General features: G+C 43.2%; 14 protein-coding genes. 6 read left to right on the top strand and 8 right to left on the bottom strand.

Annotation, left to right across the window (positions count from 1 at the left end; genetic code table 11):
• Positions 1-5 precede the first annotated feature (5 nt).
• Positions 6-5,990 carry a DEAD/DEAH box helicase gene (locus BuS5_RS01460; RefSeq protein ID WP_027352665.1) on the top strand — a complete coding sequence of 1,995 codons (5,985 nt, stop codon included), beginning with the start codon at positions 6-8 and terminating at the stop codon, positions 5,988-5,990.
• Positions 5,991-6,097: 107 nt separating this feature from the next.
• The gene (locus tag BuS5_RS01455) at positions 6,098-6,379 is read left to right on the top strand and encodes a TIGR04076 family protein (RefSeq protein ID WP_027352666.1); all 282 of its coding nucleotides are present in this window, start codon (positions 6,098-6,100) and stop codon (positions 6,377-6,379) included.
• Between the two features lie 531 nt (positions 6,380-6,910).
• On the opposite strand, the gene BuS5_RS01450 is transcribed toward BuS5_RS01455, so the two are convergent.
• Together BuS5_RS01450 and BuS5_RS01445 are read right to left on the bottom strand one after the other, a co-directional pair.
• Entirely contained in the window at positions 6,911-7,468 is a 558-nt protein-coding gene (locus BuS5_RS01450; RefSeq protein WP_027352667.1) for a nicotinate-nucleotide adenylyltransferase, read from the bottom strand.
• Complete coding sequence (locus tag BuS5_RS01445) at positions 7,456-8,856, bottom strand: alkaline phosphatase family protein (protein WP_274427948.1); 1,401 nt, start codon at positions 8,854-8,856, stop codon at positions 7,456-7,458. The genes BuS5_RS01450 and BuS5_RS01445 overlap by 13 nt, the downstream gene beginning before the upstream one ends.
• A 174-nt stretch (positions 8,857-9,030) precedes the next feature.
• On the opposite strand from BuS5_RS01445, the gene BuS5_RS01440 reads away from it, so the two are divergent.
• The 4 genes from BuS5_RS01440 to BuS5_RS01425 all read left to right on the top strand — a co-directional run bounded on the left by BuS5_RS01440 (position 9,031) and on the right by BuS5_RS01425 (position 13,468).
• A complete protein-coding gene (locus BuS5_RS01440; RefSeq protein ID WP_027352669.1) occupies positions 9,031-9,816 on the top strand; it encodes a sugar phosphate isomerase/epimerase family protein in 786 nt (261 codons plus the stop codon).
• A 362-nt stretch (positions 9,817-10,178) separates the two neighbouring features.
• Positions 10,179-11,717, top strand: coding sequence for a serine/threonine-protein kinase (locus tag BuS5_RS01435; RefSeq protein WP_051374505.1), 1,539 nt, complete (start codon positions 10,179-10,181; stop codon positions 11,715-11,717).
• A 16-nt stretch (positions 11,718-11,733) separates the two neighbouring features.
• A complete protein-coding gene (locus BuS5_RS01430; RefSeq protein WP_027352670.1) occupies positions 11,734-12,675 on the top strand; it encodes a GGDEF domain-containing protein in 942 nt (313 codons plus the stop codon).
• A gap of 76 nt (positions 12,676-12,751) precedes the next feature.
• On the top strand, positions 12,752-13,468 hold the full coding sequence (locus BuS5_RS01425; RefSeq protein WP_027352671.1) for an alpha/beta hydrolase: 717 nt from the start codon (positions 12,752-12,754) through the stop codon (positions 13,466-13,468).
• A gap of 9 nt (positions 13,469-13,477) precedes the next feature.
• On the opposite strand, the gene BuS5_RS01420 is transcribed toward BuS5_RS01425, so the two are convergent.
• The 6 genes from BuS5_RS01420 to BuS5_RS01395 all read right to left on the bottom strand — a co-directional run bounded on the left by BuS5_RS01420 (position 13,478) and on the right by BuS5_RS01395 (position 20,705).
• A complete protein-coding gene (locus BuS5_RS01420) occupies positions 13,478-14,695 on the bottom strand; it encodes an aspartate kinase (protein ID WP_027352672.1) in 1,218 nt (405 codons plus the stop codon).
• Between the two features lie 25 nt (positions 14,696-14,720).
• The gene (gene tsaE / locus BuS5_RS01415; RefSeq protein ID WP_051374506.1) at positions 14,721-15,191 is read right to left on the bottom strand and encodes a tRNA (adenosine(37)-N6)-threonylcarbamoyltransferase complex ATPase subunit type 1 TsaE; all 471 of its coding nucleotides are present in this window, start codon (positions 15,189-15,191) and stop codon (positions 14,721-14,723) included.
• Positions 15,151-16,755 carry an NAD(P)H-hydrate dehydratase gene (locus tag BuS5_RS01410; RefSeq protein ID WP_232222991.1) on the bottom strand — a complete coding sequence of 535 codons (1,605 nt, stop codon included), beginning with the start codon at positions 16,753-16,755 and terminating at the stop codon, positions 15,151-15,153. Before BuS5_RS01410 ends, tsaE begins: the two co-directional genes overlap by 41 nt.
• On the bottom strand, positions 16,752-18,647 hold the full coding sequence (locus BuS5_RS01405) for an ATP-binding response regulator (protein ID WP_051374507.1): 1,896 nt from the start codon (positions 18,645-18,647) through the stop codon (positions 16,752-16,754). Before BuS5_RS01405 ends, BuS5_RS01410 begins: the two co-directional genes overlap by 4 nt.
• A gap of 14 nt (positions 18,648-18,661) precedes the next feature.
• Entirely contained in the window at positions 18,662-19,918 is a 1,257-nt protein-coding gene (locus BuS5_RS01400) for a histidine kinase dimerization/phosphoacceptor domain -containing protein (protein ID WP_051374508.1), read from the bottom strand.
• A 67-nt stretch (positions 19,919-19,985) separates the two neighbouring features.
• Positions 19,986-20,705, bottom strand: a complete 720-nt coding sequence (locus BuS5_RS01395; RefSeq protein ID WP_027352675.1) for a pyridoxine 5'-phosphate synthase — start codon at positions 20,703-20,705, stop codon at positions 19,986-19,988.
• Between the last annotated feature and the right edge of the window lie 18 nt (positions 20,706-20,723).

Genomic DNA, 20,723 nt, shown 5'->3' with positions numbered 1-20,723 from the left:
TCTAAATGTTTGACTCACTTCTTTTACAACTTCCCAATACATTCCGTGCCTTTTACGGTGCTTTTGAAAGTCTGTACAGCATCCAGAAAGATGCTGTTCTACCCATCCTTTCCGGTCAGGATCTGGTGCTGCAGGCTGCCACTGGATCAGGCAAAAGCGAAGCAGTGCTTGCTCCATGCCTGGAACGGGTGATCAGCTCCGGCAGAAAAACTGCTGTTCTATATATAATCCCCACCAGGGCTCTTGCCATGGATTTAAAAAGGCGATTTGAATCTGTTATTACAGAACGGCTGGGGCTCAACCTTGCCATTCGAACCGGTGATATCAAGCGCGCAGGAGGAAAACGTCCTGATATAATGTTCACCACCCCTGAATCCCTGGATGTGATGCTGGGAAGCGCCAATGCTGTTTTCAAGGGCTTTTTATTTCGGGTGGGAACGGTGATTATTGATGAGGTTCATCCATTGATTCACCAGTACAGGGGGCGTCATCTTGTTTACCTTTTTACCCGCCTTGAACGGAGAACAGGCCGGGTGCTCCAGAAAATAGCCATGTCAGCCACTATTGCCCGAGTAGGTGCTGTTATTGATTTTTTTGATTTCAGTGTTAATACAGAGCGTATTATTACAAATGTGAAAAGAAAGATAGTTGCACGCCTGCTTCATATTAAACAGGAGAAATCCGAGATTCCGGCTCTGCTCAATGACCTGTATGATACCTGGCAGTATCGGAAAGTACTTGTTTTTGTCAACAGCCGGGCTGCCTGCGACAGGCTGTTTGGCATTGTCAATAAAACTGGAAGATTTCAAGGTGTTTCAGAATTACATTATTCCAATCTCAAGCCCCTGGAACGAAAAATGGCTGAAAAAAAGTTCCGCAGGAGACCTCATGCCCTGTGTATTGCCACCAGCACTCTTGAACTGGGCATTGATGTGGGGGATGTGGATGCAGTGCTTTTATATGAGCCCCCCTGTTCAGTATCAGCCTTTCTTCAACGCATTGGCAGGGCCAATCGTCGTGAAGACCGGATCAATTTCTGGGGACTTTGTTGCGGTGAACGTTCCGGAGATCAGGTGGTGCGTTTTCTTGCTCTCCTTGAGTTATCCCGTAAGGGAATGATTGAATCCCCATCCGACAAGAGACTGCCCAGTGTATTGAGTCAGCAGGTAATATCCTGCCTTTATGAAAAAAAAAGGATCACTCTTTCGTCCCTGCAATCTCTTTTCCCGGATCGGCATGAAATTTTGCCTTTTCTGTTTGAATCACTTGAAAAAAAACGATGGCTAAAAAAATCTAAAATAAATGGTCTCCTTGGAGGTGGCTGGCAATACCGCAACCACCTTTTTGATTATAAAATCTGGGGAAACTTTCCCGAAGCAGAAGAGGAATATATCCTGGAGGTATCTGAAAAAGCCATTGCAGATATTCCACAATCCATTGTTTCCCAGATGGAGGTGGGAGATAGAGTTTACATTGCCGGAAGGCGTCTCAGAATTTTAAAAATTGATACAGGCGAAAGAAAAAGAGTGCTGGCACGGCCTTCCAAAAGCCGGGACGAAAAGCAACTGGCCTGGATCGGTATGGGTGCCCATATTTCCTATGAAGTGACAAAGGCCATGGGCAATATCCTTAAAACAGGTAAAATTGAAGATAAAAACTGTCTCTTTGCCCGGACAAAAAAGCTTTTCCGCAGAGAGCTGAAACAGGGTAAAAAAAAAGTTGTTCTGGAAAATGGCATTGAGGTTGTACCTGGCAAAAAAGCTTCCTTTCGCTATCGTACATTCATAGGTTCCGCAGGTAACCTGGTGCTGGAGTGGAGTATCAGGGAAAATCTTAAGGATGATGAGCTGTTTATAACATCTGATGAGATCGGCCTGGAATGTTCAGACTGGCTCAGCTTTGAGGATATAAGGCTGCCGGTAAATCAGGAAGAGTTTCAAACCTGGGTCAAGAAACATTTTAAAATACTGCGCAGCCTTATCCCTTTGAATCTGTTTTGTAAGACTCTACCCAGAGATTTGCTTATACAGGAATTGACGGATTTTTTTTTTGACCACCGGGTGGCACGCACATTTGCCCATTATCTTGATAGCACATCAAAAATTATTTCAGGTGATAAGGCAAATCTTCTCCTTGAGGCTTCTGTTCAGGGTGAGCCGGAAAATTATAATCAGGAAACTTATAATCAGAAACCATGGGCCATTGATATTATGCCCGGGGATTCTTTATTGGAGATGGAAAAAGACAAAATCAGACAAGATGGAGTTGAAAAAGCGCTTAATTTTTTCCATGCAGAGCAAGGCAGGCAACCATGCCTTAATATAAAGAATGCTGTCACCCTCACCGCAACCATGGTCAGTGATTATTTTTTTCATGCACAATGTCAAAGGCGGTTTTGTTTTAAATTCCTCGGCCTGGATTCCCTGATTCAAACAGGGGGTTCTTCAAACCATGACAAGTTTAGAACTTTTTTAATGAACCAGGGAATCATCCATGAAGAACAGGTGCTGGGAGATCTGAAGAAACAAGGGGCAACTATCATCTCCATGAAAACTACAGAATCGCAGGATTTGTGCTTTAAAGCATTTATAGAACAGATTGACAGGTTGATTCCAAAGATCATATCCCATAATCCTGCCAATGATAGTTATGGCACAAAACCTGTTTTTCTTTCACAATGCCTGCTCAAGGTGGATGACCTGTACCAGGAGAATTTGAATCAGGACGGCTTGGATATGAACGGGATAGGGGTTCCTGATCTTCTTATCTTATCAGCAAAAAAAATTAATGGGATAAAAAAAGCTGTAATTGAAGTGGGAGATATCAAAAGCAGCACATCCCCGCGTTTTCATCATAAATGGCAGGTTGCATTTTATGCATGGCTTTTGGAAAAAATAATAAAGTTCCATGACATTTCAGCCAGGGTGGCAGGGACGGGATTTTTAATCATTCGCTCACCTGAAAAAAACAGACAATATGAAAAGCACAGGTTTGATCTTAAAGCTTATCTTGCTGCTTTTCCCATGCTTTTTCAAACCATTCAATTTTTTTGCTCCCAACCGGCATCTGCTGCGGATCACAGGCTCCAGTCCCATTGTATATCCTGTGACTGGTATCCAGCCTGCTATCAGAATGCCCTTGAAAATGAAGATATACAATTTTTACCAGGATTAACCGTGGGGGAATTATTAAAATTGCGTAAGATGGGATGCGCTGCCATTGCCCAAACCCACGCAGCCCTTGAAAAAATATCCCCTAAAAATTATAGGGCTGAAGATCCCGAAGGCAGGGAAACAGGCTTTACTTTAGAACAGAAAAAACAGGTTTTATGGCGTTGCGCAGCTTTTTTGGAAAATCGAATCTTCCTTATAAAAAAGAAGACCCGCCTTTTTCCTTCTAATATTTCACGGGTCTTTTTTATCCATCTGACAAAAGACCCTTTGACCGGACTTCCATGCGCTCTTGGATTACAGGTGATAGATCCAATTGATTTTTTGGGTACTCCGATTGAATCCCATGTGTGGATAATGGGAAACGAACAAGAACGAAAAGAAGCATGGCATAAATTTGCCGGGCTGCTTTCAAATTTATGGGAAAAAAGCATATTTAATAACAAATGTCCCCATATTTTTCATTTTGGTTCGGGATCCCGGCTGGATCTTCTTCAATGGGGAGAGGCCGAACAAGGAAAGGAACCCAGGTTTTTATGGCAGACCCAGCCCAGCCCGTGGACAGATTTGCGAAGGGTTTTTAAGGCTCATTTTTACATGCCCGCCCCTGGAGTTGTTTCTTTATTCACCCTGGGTCATCTGTTTGGGTGCAATGCTGAAGTTGGCCATCCCGAAACCCTGTTCCATAATCATGGGGCGGGTGGCCCGGAATTAGCCAAATTAGAATTAGCAGGGTTTAAATCAATGGTCAAATCCAGCCTGTCCATTATGATTGAACTATATGCAAAGGCATGCCTTTATCTGGAAAGTCAATGGGTACAGGAATGGGATTCAAGCCTGGAAAAAGACCCCAGAGTTTTGCCGTATCTGGGATTCATCAAAGAGGAGCAACGATTACAGGAGAATGATATATTAACACTCCAGGAACTAACACTTCAGGAAAGGATGCTGAGATTCAGGGCCATCGGGTACTTAAGCTTTCTCCATACAAGGCTGGATCATGAAGGACGTTTTCTTTATATCTTAAAAACATCCGATAGAACCTGCCCCTCAAAGTTTCGTAAAGGAGATTTTCTCAAGCTTACACCCCATGGTATTTTTGATATCCAAAATGGTTTTCCTGTTATCATGGCTGAATATGATATGGAGGCAGGAGAAATATCACTTCTTTCCAGATCCGGGAAAATACATTTAAGTAGAAATCTTTTATACTCCATAGAAGAGGATATCAGCGACTGGAACCAGGCAAAGCTGATCCATGTTGCAACAACTCTTTTTACAGCCACTCATTCTACAGAAGGCCGGCCCCATTCTTTGCAGCAACTGCTCGCAGGAGAATCTTTGGGCCGACAATCTTATGATTCATTGACCTGGCTGAAAAAATGGCTGACCCGCAATAATACCGGTCTGAACCCTTCCCAGCAATCTGCTTTGGCCCTCCCCTTCCAATACCGGAGCAGTATGATACAAGGCCCTCCCGGAACAGGCAAAACACATCTGCTCGGCTGGATTTTAATTGCCTTGATTATGCAGGCCCATGAAGCGAAAATGCCCCTTCGCATCGGCGTGAGCGCTTTGACCCATCAAGCCATTGATACAGTATTGAAAAAGGTAGTCTTGCTTGTGAATCAATATTTGCCGGACATTTTTCCTGGCCATTGCATAAAGTGGGGAAAGGCCAGCCAGCCTGAAAAAAGCCCGTCCGAAAAGATTCAGCCTGAAAAGATTCAGTCTGAAAAGATTCAGTCTGAAAAAATAGATGAAAAAAACAGCAAATTGATGGAGGTGGAATTCCGGGGTGATGCAAGCGATGCAGATGATCTCCTGGCCAAACCCTGGCTGATTCTGGGTGCCACAGGATATGGCTTTTATAATCTTTTTAACAGCAAAAACAAAGATTTTCCCTCGGCCCTTGACTGGGTTATTTTTGATGAAGCCTCCCAGGTGCCGGTGCCCCAGGCTCTGCTGAGCCTGATTTACAGCAAAGGTAATTTTCTGTTTCTGGGGGATGTCAATCAGTTGCCGCCCATCGTGCTGGGGGATTATGGGGAATATCCCGAAGAACCGGCCGGTCTGCTTTTGAACCGATCCATTATGGCAAATTTTCTGGATATATATCCTGAATCACACCAGGAGACACTTAATATTACCTATCGCATGAACAAGGAAATCTGTGCGTTCCCCGGCAGAACATGGTATGAAAGTATGCTGCACCCGGCGCCTTCCAATGCCCATGCCAGGCTTGCCCTGAATAAGCCTTTACATAATATGGTCACTATAAATCCTGAGTTAACGCATCAATATGACAAGATCCTTGACCCTGCAAAACCGGTTGTACTGATATTAACTGATCATCAGGGATGTTCCCGGAAATCAGATATGGAAGCAGAACTGATGGCCGCACTGGCCCACAGATTAATGGCACATGGAGTGCCGTCTGATCAAATGGCTTTGATTTCACCCCACAGAGCCCAAAACAATGCCATTATCAAAAGGCTTGGTGATAAAAAAATGCCGGAAGATTTACAACTTCCTCTTGTGGATACCATTGAACGTGTTCAGGGAGCAGAGCGGGATGTTATTATTTTTGGAATAACCTCATCTGACCCGGATCATCTGCTCAGTGAGTTTCTAAACAGCCCCAACCGCCTCAATGTAGCAATGACCAGGGCAAAAACCAAATTGATTGTCATTGGAAGTAGTGCCTTTTTTTCTATTATACCTGACTCGGAATCCATGTTGGAGAAAAACAGATGCTTTAAGCAATTGTTGACCCATTGCCAAAAACAGAATGCTGTTTTCCATTTTTCATCAATCTGACGGTCTATATTTATGTTCAGACCATTGAAAAAGCGCAATTTATGGCCTTGCAAGGTATAAGTTTTTATGCTATTTTGTTAATAACCTATATACAAAAGGAGGAAAAAATGTCAGTATCGTATCCAAAAATCGGCAACAAAGTGGTAGCCAAGGTCATTGAAACAAAAAGTAGCTGTACTATTGGAATGAAGGTTGGAGATGAATTTGAATTGAGCCTTCATAAATGTGGTGAATTTTGCGGGTATTTCTATCACAATATTTTGGGGTGGGTGAAAACCTTGCAGTTTGGAGGCACTTTTCCCTTTGGTGAGGATCCTGATGTTCAAATATGGGAATGCCCTAATTCAAAGAATCGAGTCAAAATTGAGCTCAGGAGGATCAAAGAGTAAAACGAAATATAAAAATCCCATCACGCTGACACCCAAAGCCGTGATGTTTTTGCATTTGCGTATGCCTTGTTAGAAGTCGTATTTGCTAAAGTTTTTTTTCTTGGCTTCGGGTGTCAGCGTGAATGGGAGGCATTGTAAACCTATCGCAGGCTTAATTTTGAGGTTTGTTTTTCACAATTACTTTTGCGAACAGGAGTTGAAAAAATTTGCCGGTTACCGCTTTTACCAGCGTTTTTTCCATATTTATGAGCGCCAGCTCAGGCAAGCATTTTCCATACTTGATCAATCCAGGCCTCTATCTGGTCTCTGTAATCATTTAGTGTTGTTTCCATTCCGCATGACCTGCAGACCACACGAGCATTAGATCACCTACCCCGGATCTCTGCCACCTTACCACAAAAAATACATTTAAGTTCATCCATCTGAGTTTAAGCCTAACCCGGGTAAACCGGTTAAAATTTACAAAAAAACAAGGAACTATTTCAATTTGCCTTTGTTGCTTCTATCCATTCTTTAACAATATCGTATCTCTTAGGCTTTTAGTCTGGCCACAATATTCCATTTTTTTATGAGCTCCGAGACACTCGGAGGAACCAAATGTTCCCAGGGCTCTCCATTTTTTATGCCTGCCCTGACATCACTTGCGCTGATTCCTTTTTTTTCAGGAGGAACTTCCCACAGCAGATTGATTTCAAGTCCCTGTGCCTTAAACATGTTTAATTTTTTTTTGCCCCATTCATCATATATTGAAAGAAAAAATACAGCATCCATGGGCACATAGTATTTGTAAAGCTCGGGGAGGCTGATCGGAAAGGGTACTATTGAAAATTCCCTGGGACTTACCCCTGCTTCCTCAAGAGCTGAGCCTACCATAACATAGCGTTCATAATAGGTTAAAGGGTTTGCCTGGGGAGCATTTCTGTTTGGATCTGCATCTTCCTGTCTGGTTAAAAACGGGTCAGGGTTCGTTATTCCCACCACAAGATGTCTGCACATTTTTTTTCCTGCCAGAAGATATTTTATATGATCATTGTGCAGGATCTGAAACCTGCCATGAATTACGCCTGTTTTATACTCTATTTTTTGCATTTGATACTATTATCGAAGGGCTCACATACGCCAGGCCAGTAGGGCTGATCGACAGGTGTGTCCATTATCCCATGGAGCTTTGAACGATCAAGATGATTTAAAATCATATAAATAAGCTCCTTTCCCCGTAAATTTCCCAAGACTCCCGGGGCGGCACTGATCTCATTAAATTCACTGACATTATCACGCCTCACCCCGGTTCCGTAAAACATAACAGGAACCGACTCACCAGAATGGATAAGTGGCCCGGAGCTTGGTGTTGAATGATCTGCAGTTACAACCAGAAGAATATCAGGATCATTTTTAATAGATTCTATTTCCAACCCTATCCCGGCGTCTATGGCCTCAATTGCAGCTTTTTTTGCAGCGGGATCTTTAGTATGGGCGGCTTCATCGGCAACTTTTGTATGCACATGCACAAATTCGTATCCATCTTTTATCCTCTTATGTGCCAGCGCTAAACGTTTTGCCATATCATCGGCAGGATCTTTTGTATCTGTAACTTTTTCAATATCCATGCCTACAAAGGTGCTAATGCCCCAGTAAACCAATCCTGACGCGATGGAGAGTCCTTTTAAGCCGTAACGAACTTGAAAAGGCGTTATTTTTTTCAACCGTCCCGACCGCTGGGTTACAATCCCGTTAATCGGCATTTTCCCTTTATCTGTACGCATCCGGTTTGCTGGATGATCTTTTAAACGCTGATATACCCATGCAAGATATTTATTAAGTGCGGAAGCCGCGTTTAATGAAAAATTATCATTTCCGTAATTCAACCACGGCGCCACTGAAATCATGTTCATGCCGGTTATAAATGGATCTGAATCAGTAATATAAGGAGCCACATCTCCGGAAAGGATAATTATTCCGCGTATTCCTCCTGTCGGCACAAAACTGATTTTCACATGACCTGTTTCATAAGCAGATACGGTTTTTATAAACTCTGAAGTCTCCTCTGCCGTTACTTCAGGTTTGTTGTCCTCTACTGTAAGGTGTCTGCCAAACTCCCTTAAGCTGACGAAATGAGATAGTATGGCAACATCATCATTGGAAATATCAATTCCTGCGCCCAGGGCTTCGAGTGCCCCCCTGCCCGGAAAATCGGTAATATCATAGCCAAACATAAGAAGGTGAGCGTTTTCACTGGGAAGAGCCTGGCCTATCAATGCAGCATGGTAAAGACCGTTTGCACTGTTTTTTGACAATGAATCGAGCACAGGAGTTCGAGCGGCCTGCAGAGGTGTTTGATGATTAAATTGCCTGTACGAACGATCCCCTATTCCATCCAGGAGAATGAGAATACACTTTTTTGAAATATTCTTTTGCATTATGTATCGAGAAATTACACAAAATCCCTTTAAATCCCTGTTTATAATAAAATATAGCATTCATGCAGCATTTTGTAAATTTTGAAATTCGTAAATTTTTATTTTGATAAATCGGTTTTAATCAATTGCCGCAAAATATTTATCGGAAATTCAAATTTGACTTATCAGAGTTTTAAACATATTGTTTCAAGTATTAACTAATTTATAAAAATATCTACCCAAAGGTGAATCACAGTGAGGCCTAAACTTGTTTTATGCAATTTTTTAAATGATATTAATGAACTTAAGGAATTCGCCATGGTTCATGGTTTTTCAGGGATAGACTGGTCTTTTGATCTGGATAACCTCCCCAAAACCCCGGAGGAAGAGTCAGCGTGGGTAAAAAAAATGTCATTTTTTCATCCCCTTGAAATTCGTTTTCACTGTCCATTCAACCGGATGGACTTCGGGCATAGCGACTATGCAAAGTCAAAAGCAGCTATTGATGTTTTCAGTAGCATAATTCGTCTTGTCGCAAAAGCTGATTTTGATCATGTAACGGTTCATATAGGGCTTGGGCATAATTCCACACAACTTCTTTCCTGGAAAGATACCATCGTTAATCTAAGACAAATAGTTCAACTTGGAGCAAAACAAGGGGTCAAGATCTGTCTTGAAAATCTTGCCTGGGGATGGACAAGCAAGCCCAACTTGTTTGAAAAACTTATCCGCAAAACCGGAGCTTTTGTAACATGCGATATAGGCCATGCGCATGCTTGTGAATCCGTATGCACCCAGCAGTATGCTGTTAGCGATTTTATCGCTCCCCATTCCGGCAATATTTTAAACGCACACATATACCACACTGAATTGGCAGGAGTCGGGCATGTGCCCCCTGAACAGATCAATGATATCAGACATCGTCTCGATCTCCTGCAAGATGCAGGATGCAGATGGTGGGTCATAGAAATAAGGGAGCCTGATGGCCTGCTTCAAACAAAAAAGCTGATCGACGGATATCTGGCGGATCAGGGTGTGTAATTTTTCAGGAGCGGGATACAGGATCACTTCCAACAGTAAGAATCCTATAGATTATCACATAAATCAATAATTTCACTGCATTATCAATCATCGGAGTGTTACGATACTCCTTCCGCCCCATAGCCTTGTGACAAATTTTCAAATCGGGTAATTATCTGACAATCTATAGTATTTCATATTACATATGTTTTAGTGGCTTCAGGCATGTTTTTTGCTTAGCATTATTTAAATATAAATAAAAAAATATTAAATCTGTCAATACCTGAAAATATAAATTTATTTTTAGTAAACCCAAAGAACAACAATGTTATAATAAAAAGGTTATCTTTTTAATTATACCTCGAAAGAGCTTGATTATACTTATGAGTGCGCTTCAACCTGAAAGATTCGGAAAATATTTGTTGCTGGATCGGATAGCAACCGGCGGTATGGCCGAACTCTATCGCGGCAAAATAACTGGCGACGAAGGATTTGAAAAACTTGTTGCGGTTAAAAAAATTCTGCCCCATCTGGTAGGTGAAAAAGGTCTGATAGAATCGTTTATTAATGAAGCCAGACTTGCAGCATTTCTTCAGCATGAAAATATCATTAGAACTCATGATTTCGGCAAAATGGGTAAAGATTATTTTATTGCTATGGAGTACCTCTTCGGTAGGAATCTTCGATCCATAATCGGTACTCTAAAAAAGAAGAACAGGCTGTTTGATCTTGAAATAGTCCTCCAGATTATTTCATGTGTCTGCAATGGACTGGATTATGCTCATACACTAAAAAATTTTCAGGGACAACCGCTTAATATTATACACAGGGACATCAGCCCTCCCAACATCTTTATCTCTTATGAAGGAGAGGTAAAAATTATTGATTTCGGAATTGCCAAGGCCTCCAGCCAGAATCAAGCCACGCAATTCGGACTGATCAAGGGCAAGGTCGGGTATATGTCACCTGAACAGGCCGAGGGAAAAAACCTGGATATTCGCTCCGATATTTTTGCAATCGGAGCTGTTTTGTACGAAATGGCGACCGGAGAAAGGCTATATAAAGGGAATACTATGGAGGTTCTGGCCAGAGCCAGAAAGGCTGAGTTTGAGCCCCCTGAAAATCTTGTTGATAAACTGCCGCCTGCGATCAGTAGAATCATACATCGAGCCCTTGCAAAAGATCTTGAAAAGCGATATCAGTCTTGCGGGGATATGCTGACAGATGTGGAGACATCTATCCGTGAGCTCTCATTAAGGCCGACTATGTGGGGACTTGCCAGGTTTATGAAAAACCTGTACAAAAAATCAATCCCTGTTGAAGAGCAGGCCATGATGAAGGCTGCAAGCCTGACGATAGAGGCTGATAATCAGAAGTATGATGCCACAATTTTTATCTCTGATGACAGTATTCCGAAACCGGTTATAAAAAAGAGAATATCTGTTTTCGGAGCCCTTGCTGCCGGCAAAACAAGCATAGCGAGGCGTTTTGCTTATGGAGCCTCTCCTGGGAAGTATAATTTTACATTCGGCGTTACAGTTTGCAAAAAAGAGATAAACTATGAAGACCGAAAAGTGGATCTCGATATATGGGATTTTGGAGGAGAAGACAAAGTTAGCGAAATAAGTCCGAATCTTATGAGTAATATGGAGGGTTATATTATTGTAATCGATTCCACGCGATTTTTCACCCTTAACAGGGCGGTCTCTATCCGGAAAAGGGCGGAAAAAATTTCGGCCAAAATTCCGTTTATTTGTGTCGTAAACAAATCCGATCTTTCAAAAGAGTCTGAAATAACCAAAGGGACGCTGGCCGGCTTGAAAGCCATGGGCTGGACTGTAATAAATACAAGCGCCAAAACCGGCCTGGGTGTTAACAAGGCCTTTATGTTGCTGATTGCAAAAATGCTTAAAAACCCTTGAAAAACGGTGAGATTATATGAGCAAACCTGCAAATGTAAATTTTTTATCAGCCATGGATATGGTTGTGATGAAACATGAAAATAAAGGGTCATTTACTCTGCCTGACGAAATTCCGGCCTGCTTTAAATGTTTTTTTTTATCAGACAATAAAGAAGAGAGAATAGTTAATCCTGCCGATATCTTTCCATTCCTGACAGGTTTCATAGATGATTCCGGTTTTTTAGTAAATGGAAAACCAGAGCTTGCAGGAACCAGCGAGTCAGGATGGTGGACTGAAATAGACAAGGATGATGAAGCCCATTATCTTCAGGCAGTCTCAACTTCTCTAGGCAAAAATAATTATCTGCTTATCAGGCATGCATCCGCTTCTTCCGAAATCATTGGATTACTTCGACAATACAGGGAAGCGATGATTGAGTTTGAGCACATGCTGGAAGAGAAGGATAATGATGCGGACAATCCCGAAGTTATGCCTGATTTTTTATTAAAAGACAGCCTGACAGGATTGCACAACAAAAGGGCATTTCTCCTGCTTGCGGAACAGCAGCATAATATGGCCAAGCGTAACAAAGTAGCTACATTAATTATGATGTTGGAGTTTGCCGATCTCGAAACAATTACAAAAAAATTCGGTGAAGCTGAAGCCTCCAACTCCATAAAAGCAGCAGCCAATATATTAAAAAATACTTTCAGAGGAACAGATGTAATCGCCAGATTCGGAGAGGATGGGTTGTTTGTTGTACTGGCGCTGGAGATTGTTCAAAATGGGGAAAAGGCCATCATGGCAAGGTTAAAAAGCAATATTGAGCGGCACAATAAATTTTCATTCAAAACATATGATATTGCTTTTACTACCGGGGTTGTCAATTATGGCTTTGACCAGCCAGGCACCATGAAAGAACTGCTTCAGATAGCCAGGTTACGGTTAAAAGAAAACAGGATTTCAAAAAAGTTATAGATTTCCACATAAATTTCACTGCGTTATCGCCAAAAAACCTTCATAGGGCACGATGCATCGTGCCCCTACGTGAGAAATGAAATTTTTTCAAAAAAATATTGTCTTTTCATCCGGCGGATATCTCCTTAAGGGGGTTCTGCATATGCCGGATATTCTCAGACCATCGGTTGTGATAGGTTCCCACGGCCTTTTAAGCAGCGGTAATTCGCCCAAACAGATTGCCCTGGCACGGCAGTGCAATGAGGCGGGTCTGGCTTTTTTCAGGTTTGATCATCACGGGGCAGGTCAAAGCGAAGGCAATTTTTATGAAGTTACAACACTCGCATCCAGATGCCAGGACCTGTCATCTGCTGTCAAGCTTATGCATGAGAGGGACGACACAGGAGACCGTACCGGTCTTTTCGGAAGCAGTATGGGAGGTGCCGCCTGTTTATGCACAGCGCTTGAGCTTGATGCCGAAGCCATAGTTGTTTTTGCAGCTCCTGTAAGAAGCGGACCCATAGTGGATGCAGCCGCAAGCTCTAAGAAAACCAGACCCGAAGATCTGCGGTTTTACAAAAAAAACTTGATTTTTGATTTATCAGACAGTCTTGGGCAATTGCGTAATATTCTTATATTCCATGGTGATGAAGATGAAATTGTGCCGCCTTCAGACGCTGAGGAAATCTTTTTAAAAGCATCAAAACCTAAAAAACTGATCATTCAGAAAGGAGGGGATCATCCCATGAATAACCCCGCTCACCAAAGGGAGTTTGTAAGGGAGTCTATCGCCTGGTTCAGACGGATCCTTTAGAGAAAATTCCTAATCTTTATCAAGCCCGAAAGCCGTATGAAGCACACGCACGGCAAGTTCGGAATACTTTGCTTCAATTACGCATGATATCCTGATCTCAGAAGTGCTTATGAGTCTTATATTGATATTCTCGGCGGCAAGGGTGGCAAACATTTTAGCGGCCACTCCGGAATGATTCTTCATTCCAACCCCGGTTACGGATATTTTTGCAATATTTTCCGCTATCAAGACCTCCTCAGCTCCAACCTCTTCAGCCACTTTCCTGGATATCTCTATGGCCTTGTCAAAATCGCTCCGAGGGACAGTAAAAGTAAGATCAGTCTGTCCCCCGGAGCGGGTGTTCTGAATAATCATATCAACCAGTATCCCTGCCTCGGCTATGGGAGAGAAAAGTTTAGCCGCTATTCCAGGCTGATCGGGAACTTTTTTAAGTGTTATCCTGGCTTCATTTTTTTTGCAGGTTATGCCTGACACGACAAGACTTTCCATATTTAAAGCTTCATTAACTACCATTGTTCCTTCCTCCTTGCAAAATGATGATCTGACATGTACAGGCACATTATATTTTTTCGCGAATTCAACCGAACGGATTTGTAAAACCTTGGCACCCAGACTAGACATTTCAAGCATCTCATCATACGATATTGTATTCAATTTTTGCGCTTTTGAACATACGTTGGGATCAGCCGTATAGATACCCTTTACATCGGTGAATATTTCACACACATCAGCTTTTAGGGCTGCTGCTATTGCTACTGCGGATGTATCCGATCCCCCCCGGCCTAGAGTTGTTATGTCTCCATCGAAATTACAGCCCTGGAATCCGGCCAAAACCATTATGTTTCTTTTTTTGATAAGTTTTTTCATACGGTCGGCGTGAATAGCAAGAATGCGAGCCTTACCGAATGCATCATTGGTACGAATGTTTGCCTGGTATCCAAGCATTGACATGGCCGGATAGCCCATATCTATTAATGCCATTGCAAGCAGGGCGACAGTTGTTTGTTCTCCTGTGGATAGAAGAACATCGAGTTCACGGCTTTCAGGAGCGTCAGTAACCTGGTTGGCGAGCTTTGTCATGCTGTCTGTAACTCCTGCCATAGCGGAAACCACAACGATCATATCATTCCCCTTATCGTATTCTTCCGCTACACGCTCTGCCACATTGCGAATCCTGTCAGTATCGGCAACTGAAGTGCCACCGTATTTTTGAACAATTAAAGCCATGGTTATTCCTTCACTAAAGCCCTTTTTAAGCCAACTTTTTTAACAGATTAATAGCATTCGGTCCATATGCAGTTATTTTTATTTTTCGTTTTTGATCATCGATTATCTTGAGATGAATGGATAGATATTCAGCCGGCATTGATTCTTTCAGCCTCTCCGCCCATTCTACCGCCGCAACTTCGCGGCCGGAAAGTATTTCGTAAATCCCGATATCTTCGAAATCATTTTCAGAGTTTATCCGGTAAAGATCTATATGAAACAGCCTGAGCCGGCCGGGATACTCGTTTATCAAGGTGTAGGAAGGGCTTGTTACATAATGCTCCGAAGGTACATCCAACCCTGAAGCAAGGCCCTGAATAAATAAGGTTTTTCCCGCGCCGAGATCACCGATTAAAGCTATAACAATCCCGGATTCAATGGCCGCACCGATTTTTTGCCCCAGACTTTTGGTCTCTTCAGGCGACAATGTTGTTAAATGAACATCTTCTATATTCACTCATCACTCTTTTGATCTGTTGTGGGATTTCATCCATAACCTCGGTTGCAAGAAAGCCTGTTGGGCCAATTTTTTCAACCAGATGATCTGCGGCCGCGCCATGCAGAAAAACACCGGCCTGAGCAGCTTTTTTTATAGGAAGCCCTTGCGTAATAAGTCCGGCGATTATTCCTGTGAGCACGTCACCCATTCCGCCCGATGCCATACCCGGGTTACCTGTGGGATTAATATATATACTTCCATCCGGATGCGCGATGACCGTGCGTGTACCTTTAAGTACAAGATGGACATTGAATTTTAAGGCAAATTCTCTGGCGCAGGATATCCTGTTGCTTTGCACTTCACGGGTGGTTATATTCGCCAAGCGCGCCATTTCTCCCGGATGCGGCGTCAGTACAGCCGGTGCTTTGAGCTTGTTCAGAATATCAGTTCTGCCAACCAGGCTGTTCAACCCGTCAGCATCAATCACAATCGGGATTTCGCATGCCTGGATAATCCGGCATATAAGTTCTATGGTATCGGGATCGGTTCCAAGACCGGGTCCTGTTGCCAGGCATTGTTTGTCTGCCATTAGCGCCATAATTTTGATAAATGCATCCCCCCCCAGGATCCCGGCTGCTTTTTCAGGCAGCGGAAAGGTCATCGCCTCTATGAGCTGTGTTTCCAGAACAGGATTTAATGATGCGGGAATTCCGAGGGTAACCAGACCTGCTCCGGCACGTATGGCAGAGCCCGCCGCCATTGTTGCGGCTCCTGTTTTTCCGGTAGAAGCGGCTATAACAAGCAGGTGTCCGGTATCGCCCTTATGAGCATCCTGTTTTCGCGGCCGGATATGGGAGCGTACCATATCCGCTGTTATGAGATATTGCCGGGGCCCAACCTCATCGGCAATATGCGGCGGAATACCGATATCGACTATTTCCAGATCACCGGTATATTCTGCTCCAGGGTAGAGAATTTGCCCTGTTTTGGCAAATGCAAAAGTTGCCGTTGCATTTGCGCTGGCAGCTATACCGCAGGGCAGACCTGTATCGGAATTAAGCCCTGAGGGTATGTCTACCGAGAAGATATATTTTTTTGAACTGTTTATAAATTCTATTATTTCCCTGAAGAAGCCCTTTACATCGGATTTCAGGCCTGTTCCGAGAATCGCATCAATCCATATGTCGTGGTTGAGCATTAACTCTATATATTTAAAAAACTTTTCCCGATCTGTCAGTTCGATCATCGGTACTTCAAGGGGCTCAAGCAGGCGTAGGTTGGCGGCCGCGTCCCCGGCGACTCTCTTCCTGTCGGCCAACAGATAAACAGCTACCTTTATTCCTTTTTGAACGAGATAGCGCGCCATAACAAATCCATCTCCGCCGTTGTTGCCGCGTCCCGCTATAATGCCGATACTTTTATTGTAGATATCGGGTTTTTTCCTTAATAATATTTCGGTTGCTCCCCGTCCGGCATTTTCCATCAGTACCCGGCCCGGGATACCAAAGGCTTCAATCGTCAGACGATCCATTTGCTGCATTTCAGCCGCATAAACAAGATACATTGGCTCATTTATTTTCATATTTCATTAACCCTGTGCAAAGTTTTACTCAGAATTTCAAGCTTGTAAGGCTTTACAAGCACATCAATAAACCCGTATTCTTCAAACTTTGCCATGGCGGAATCGACTGAATATCCACTCGATACAATCGCTTTTACTTGCGGGTCAATTTCAAACAATCTTTTTACTGCTTCACGGCCGCCCATCCCGCCTTGCACGGTCAGGTCGAGAATAACCATATCGAACGGCTTGCCTGTATCCATAGCTTCTTTATATTTTGCAACAGCTTCGGACCCATTTTCGGCAAAGGCGGTTTCATAACCGAGTGATTTTATCATAGCCCCGGAAACTTCCAGAACCATAGCTTCATCATCCATCACCAGTATCCGGCCTTTTCCGGTAATGATATTTTTTTTCTTCTTTTTATGAATAACAGTCTCTGTAAAAACAGGCAGATATATGAAAAAGGTTGTCCCTTTTCCGATCTCTGATTCAACAAATATATATCCATTGTGTCTGTTTATAATCGAAAAGACGGTGGCCAGCCCCAAACCGTTTCCAGCCTGTTTGGTAGTAAAATACGGGTCGAAAATTTTTGCAAGATATTTATTCGGGATTCCATGGCCCGCGTCTTTTACGGTTATTTTTATATATTGGCCGGGCTTTATGGAAGGGCCTGATTTGTGATCTATATCAATGTTTTCAAGCGTTATTTTGATGGTCCCGCCCTGGGGCATGGACTGGTTGGCGTTGATAACCAGATTGGAGATAACCTGACTTAACTGGCCGGCGTCCGCCTTTAAAGGCCGGAGGTCGTCCGGAATAATAAAATCGCATTTAACATTGGAGCCGCATAATGCAAAATATGCCGATTCGTCAATAATTTCCCGGACAGATATGGTCTCTTTAACCGGCGCTCCGCCCCTTGCGAATGTCAGCAGTTGCCGGGTCAAATCCCTGGCTCGCAAAGACGCTTTTTCAGCATCTTCGAGTTTGCTGTAAGCCTTATCATTTGCATCAAGATACATTTTTGACAAGGTTATATTTCCGAGAATCCCGGTTAATATATTATTAAAATCATGGGCAATGCCTCCGGCAAGAATTCCGAGGGACTCGAGTTTCTGTGTTTTCAAGCGTTGCTGCTCTATCCGTCTTCTTTCAGTAACATCTCTAAAAACAAGGACAACACCGGAAACGTTGCCCTTTTCATCCTTGACCGGGGCGGCGCTGTCGTCGACAGGTATGATTGAGCCGTTTTTTGAGATAAGCATGGTATGATTGGCCAGACCCACTATAAGACCGGTTTTCAGAACTTTATCCACCGGATTTTTAACAACGGCATGGGTCTGTTCATTAACTATGTTAAAAATTTCGGTCAGCTCCTCTCCGGTTGCATCCTCCTGGCGCCAGCCGGTAAGATTTTCAGCTACCGGATTCATAAATGTCACCCGGCCATTATTATCCGTGGCAATCACAGCGTCACCGATGCTTTTAAGCACAGTCATCAGCCATTCTTTTGATTCTTTCAGCTCCATCTCCATCTTGTGTTTGTACAGTCCTATCTCTATGGCGGTATGCAGTTCTCTTTCGTCAAAGGGTTTGAGAATATAACCTAATGGAGTGGTTATTTTGGCACGCTTTAAGGTATCGTCATCCGCATATGCTGTAAGATATATAACCGGCAGATCAATCTCCTTCCTTATCTTGGCAGCAGCTTCAATCCCGTCCATATATCCCTTTAGCATAATATCCATCAGCACTAAATCGGGAGATAATGCCAAAGCTCTTGCCACTGCTTCTTCACCTGAGGCTACCACATCATCAACCTCATAGCCTAAATTTTCCAGGCTGTTTTTCAGGTCTCGCGCTACAATAGCCTCATCCTCTACTACAAAAATTTTAATCCTGGACATTTTTTTCTCCCAGTCTATGCCGCAAAGATAATAGTAACTTCCGTGCCCTCGTCTCCGGTTATGTCTAAACTTCCATCTATCTGTTCCACAAGCATTATAACCAGTTCCAGTCCAAGAGAATCAGCATTTTGCAGATTAAAGTCTTGGGTCAGTCCGATACCGTTATCCTTGATATTCAATAGTAGCTTTCCATTATCATCTTTATCCAGTTTAATGATTATCTGCCCCTTCATATCATCAGGAAAGGCATATTTCAAGGCATTGGAGATCAGTTCATTTGTAATCAAACCACAGGGCACGGCCTTGTCGATTCCGATATAAAGATCGTCGGCATCTATTTTTAACTCAATTTTGCCTGAGGCAATGCTGTACGATCTCATCAGGCTGCCGGTGAGCTGCGTAATATAATCTTTAAGATTAATATAAGCCAAATCTCTGCTTCTGTACAACTGGTCATGCACAAGGGCCATAGATCTGATTCGGTCCCTGATTTCGTCAAACATATTTTTGTAATCCTGATCCTCTATCCGGCCGGCTTGAAGGTTGATCAGACTGGAGATCACCTGCATATTATTCTTGACCCGGTGGTGAATCTCTTTCAGCATCAGCTCTTTTTCTTTAAGAGCTTTCGTAATATTCCTGCTAGCCAGTTTACGCTCTATAACAATCGCAAGCATACCTGCAATTATTTCAAAGAAGTCTCTGTCTTTATCGGGAATTTTCTTTGGCAAATGCGAAACCAGCGTGACCACACCTATAATTTTTTGTAAAGAATCATGCAAAGGCCATGAGATAAGCGCTTTACACATGAATTGATCAATCCGCTTGCCATACGTCCGCATGATTTCATGTGTGCTTGTATCAGGAGCAAAAATCGGTTTTTCGCTGTTGGCAACAAACGTTGCGATACTCTCAGGATCATCATGAAGAAATTCTATTGTGGTTTTGTCCAGCCCCGTTGAAGCCACCATCTCCAATGAGTTCTCCTGCCCGGTTTTTAATCGAATAACACCTGTGTCGAATCTCAGGATTTCCACAAGTCCGACAATAACCATTCGGCATAGATCGAATATGTTTTTTGCATAAACCGTGGCTTTGGCCATCAACGCAAAGGCTTTGCGTTCACGCATCAGCAGTTCCTTCTGTTTTTTAAGCGTTGCGATCATTATTTTTTTTTCTTTGAGTGATTCGGTCACCAGCTTTTCATTTGTTACCATTTGAACAATCTCTTCACACATCGGCACCGGATTTTCAAAACTGTCATACTCCATTTACTCCTCTACCCTCAAGCGAAGCGCCTCTAAAGGCCGCAGGCCGCTCCTCAAGCAAAGCGCTCCCTCAAAGCTCCTTAACCAGCGCCAGCATCTCCTTTACCGCCGCCTTCATACCGACCAACACCGCCCTTGAGACAATACTGTGCCCGATACTGAATTCATCTATTTCATCAAGGCCTTTAAAAGCTTTGATGGTTTTATAGCAAATTCCATGACCGGCATTGATCCCTAATTTCAGCTTATGGGCCAGCTTGACCCCATTGACTATATCTGTAAAAGTCTGCTCTCTTTTTTTGATGGTAGTGGCATCGCAGAAAGCTCCGGTATGAATTTCCACCATGGTTGCGTTGATCTGATGAGCGACCTTAATCTGTTCCGGAGCCGAATCTATAAAAATGCTGACAGGTATGCCGCTATTTTGAAGGGTACCGATGGTTTCGGCGATGGAGTTTTTATGCACGATCAGATCAAGCCCTCCCTCAGTGGTAAGCTCTTCCCTTTTTTCAGGGACCAGGGTTACCAGGTCCGGTTTGATATCCAGGGCAATTCCCACCATTTCCGGGGTCGCAGCCATTTCGAGGATTAGCTTGGTTTGTACAATTTTTCGCAGAATCCTCACATCCCGATCCTGAATATGACGCCGGTCTTCCCGAAGATGAACAACAATGCCGTCGGCTCCGGCCAGTTCCGCAAGCACTGCCGCTGCAACCGGATCCGGGTAGGATATTTTTCTTGCCTCTCTTAATGTGGATACATGGTCAACATTTACAGCCAGTCCAGCCATTTATTTTCTCCTCTTCCC

Origin of the sequence: Desulfosarcina sp. BuS5 (assembly GCF_028752835.1) — a bacterium.
Lineage (GTDB): Bacteria > Desulfobacterota > Desulfobacteria > Desulfobacterales > BuS5 > BuS5.
This window is presented reverse-complemented; position numbering and strand designations above follow the sequence as displayed.

Coding starts and splice junctions, on each gene's coding strand:
- BuS5_RS01450 (WP_027352667.1), bottom strand. CDS start 7,468: ATGCAAAAAATAGAGTATAAAACAGGCGTAATTCATGGCAGGTTTCAG.
- BuS5_RS01400 (WP_051374508.1), bottom strand. CDS start 19,918: ATGGAGTATGACAGTTTTGAAAATCCGGTGCCGATGTGTGAAGAGATT.
- BuS5_RS01420 (WP_027352672.1), bottom strand. CDS start 14,695: ATGGCTTTAATTGTTCAAAAATACGGTGGCACTTCAGTTGCCGATACT.
- BuS5_RS01455 (WP_027352666.1), top strand. CDS start 6,098: ATGTCAGTATCGTATCCAAAAATCGGCAACAAAGTGGTAGCCAAGGTC.
- BuS5_RS01445 (WP_274427948.1), bottom strand. CDS start 8,856: ATGCTATATTTTATTATAAACAGGGATTTAAAGGGATTTTGTGTAATT.
- BuS5_RS01410 (WP_232222991.1), bottom strand. CDS start 16,755: ATGAAAATAAATGAGCCAATGTATCTTGTTTATGCGGCTGAAATGCAG.
- BuS5_RS01425 (WP_027352671.1), top strand. CDS start 12,752: ATGAAATTTTTTCAAAAAAATATTGTCTTTTCATCCGGCGGATATCTC.
- BuS5_RS01460 (WP_027352665.1), top strand. CDS start 6: ATGTTTGACTCACTTCTTTTACAACTTCCCAATACATTCCGTGCCTTT.
- BuS5_RS01430 (WP_027352670.1), top strand. CDS start 11,734: ATGAGCAAACCTGCAAATGTAAATTTTTTATCAGCCATGGATATGGTT.
- BuS5_RS01405 (WP_051374507.1), bottom strand. CDS start 18,647: ATGTCCAGGATTAAAATTTTTGTAGTAGAGGATGAGGCTATTGTAGCG.
- BuS5_RS01395 (WP_027352675.1), bottom strand. CDS start 20,705: ATGGCTGGACTGGCTGTAAATGTTGACCATGTATCCACATTAAGAGAG.
- BuS5_RS01435 (WP_051374505.1), top strand. CDS start 10,179: ATGAGTGCGCTTCAACCTGAAAGATTCGGAAAATATTTGTTGCTGGAT.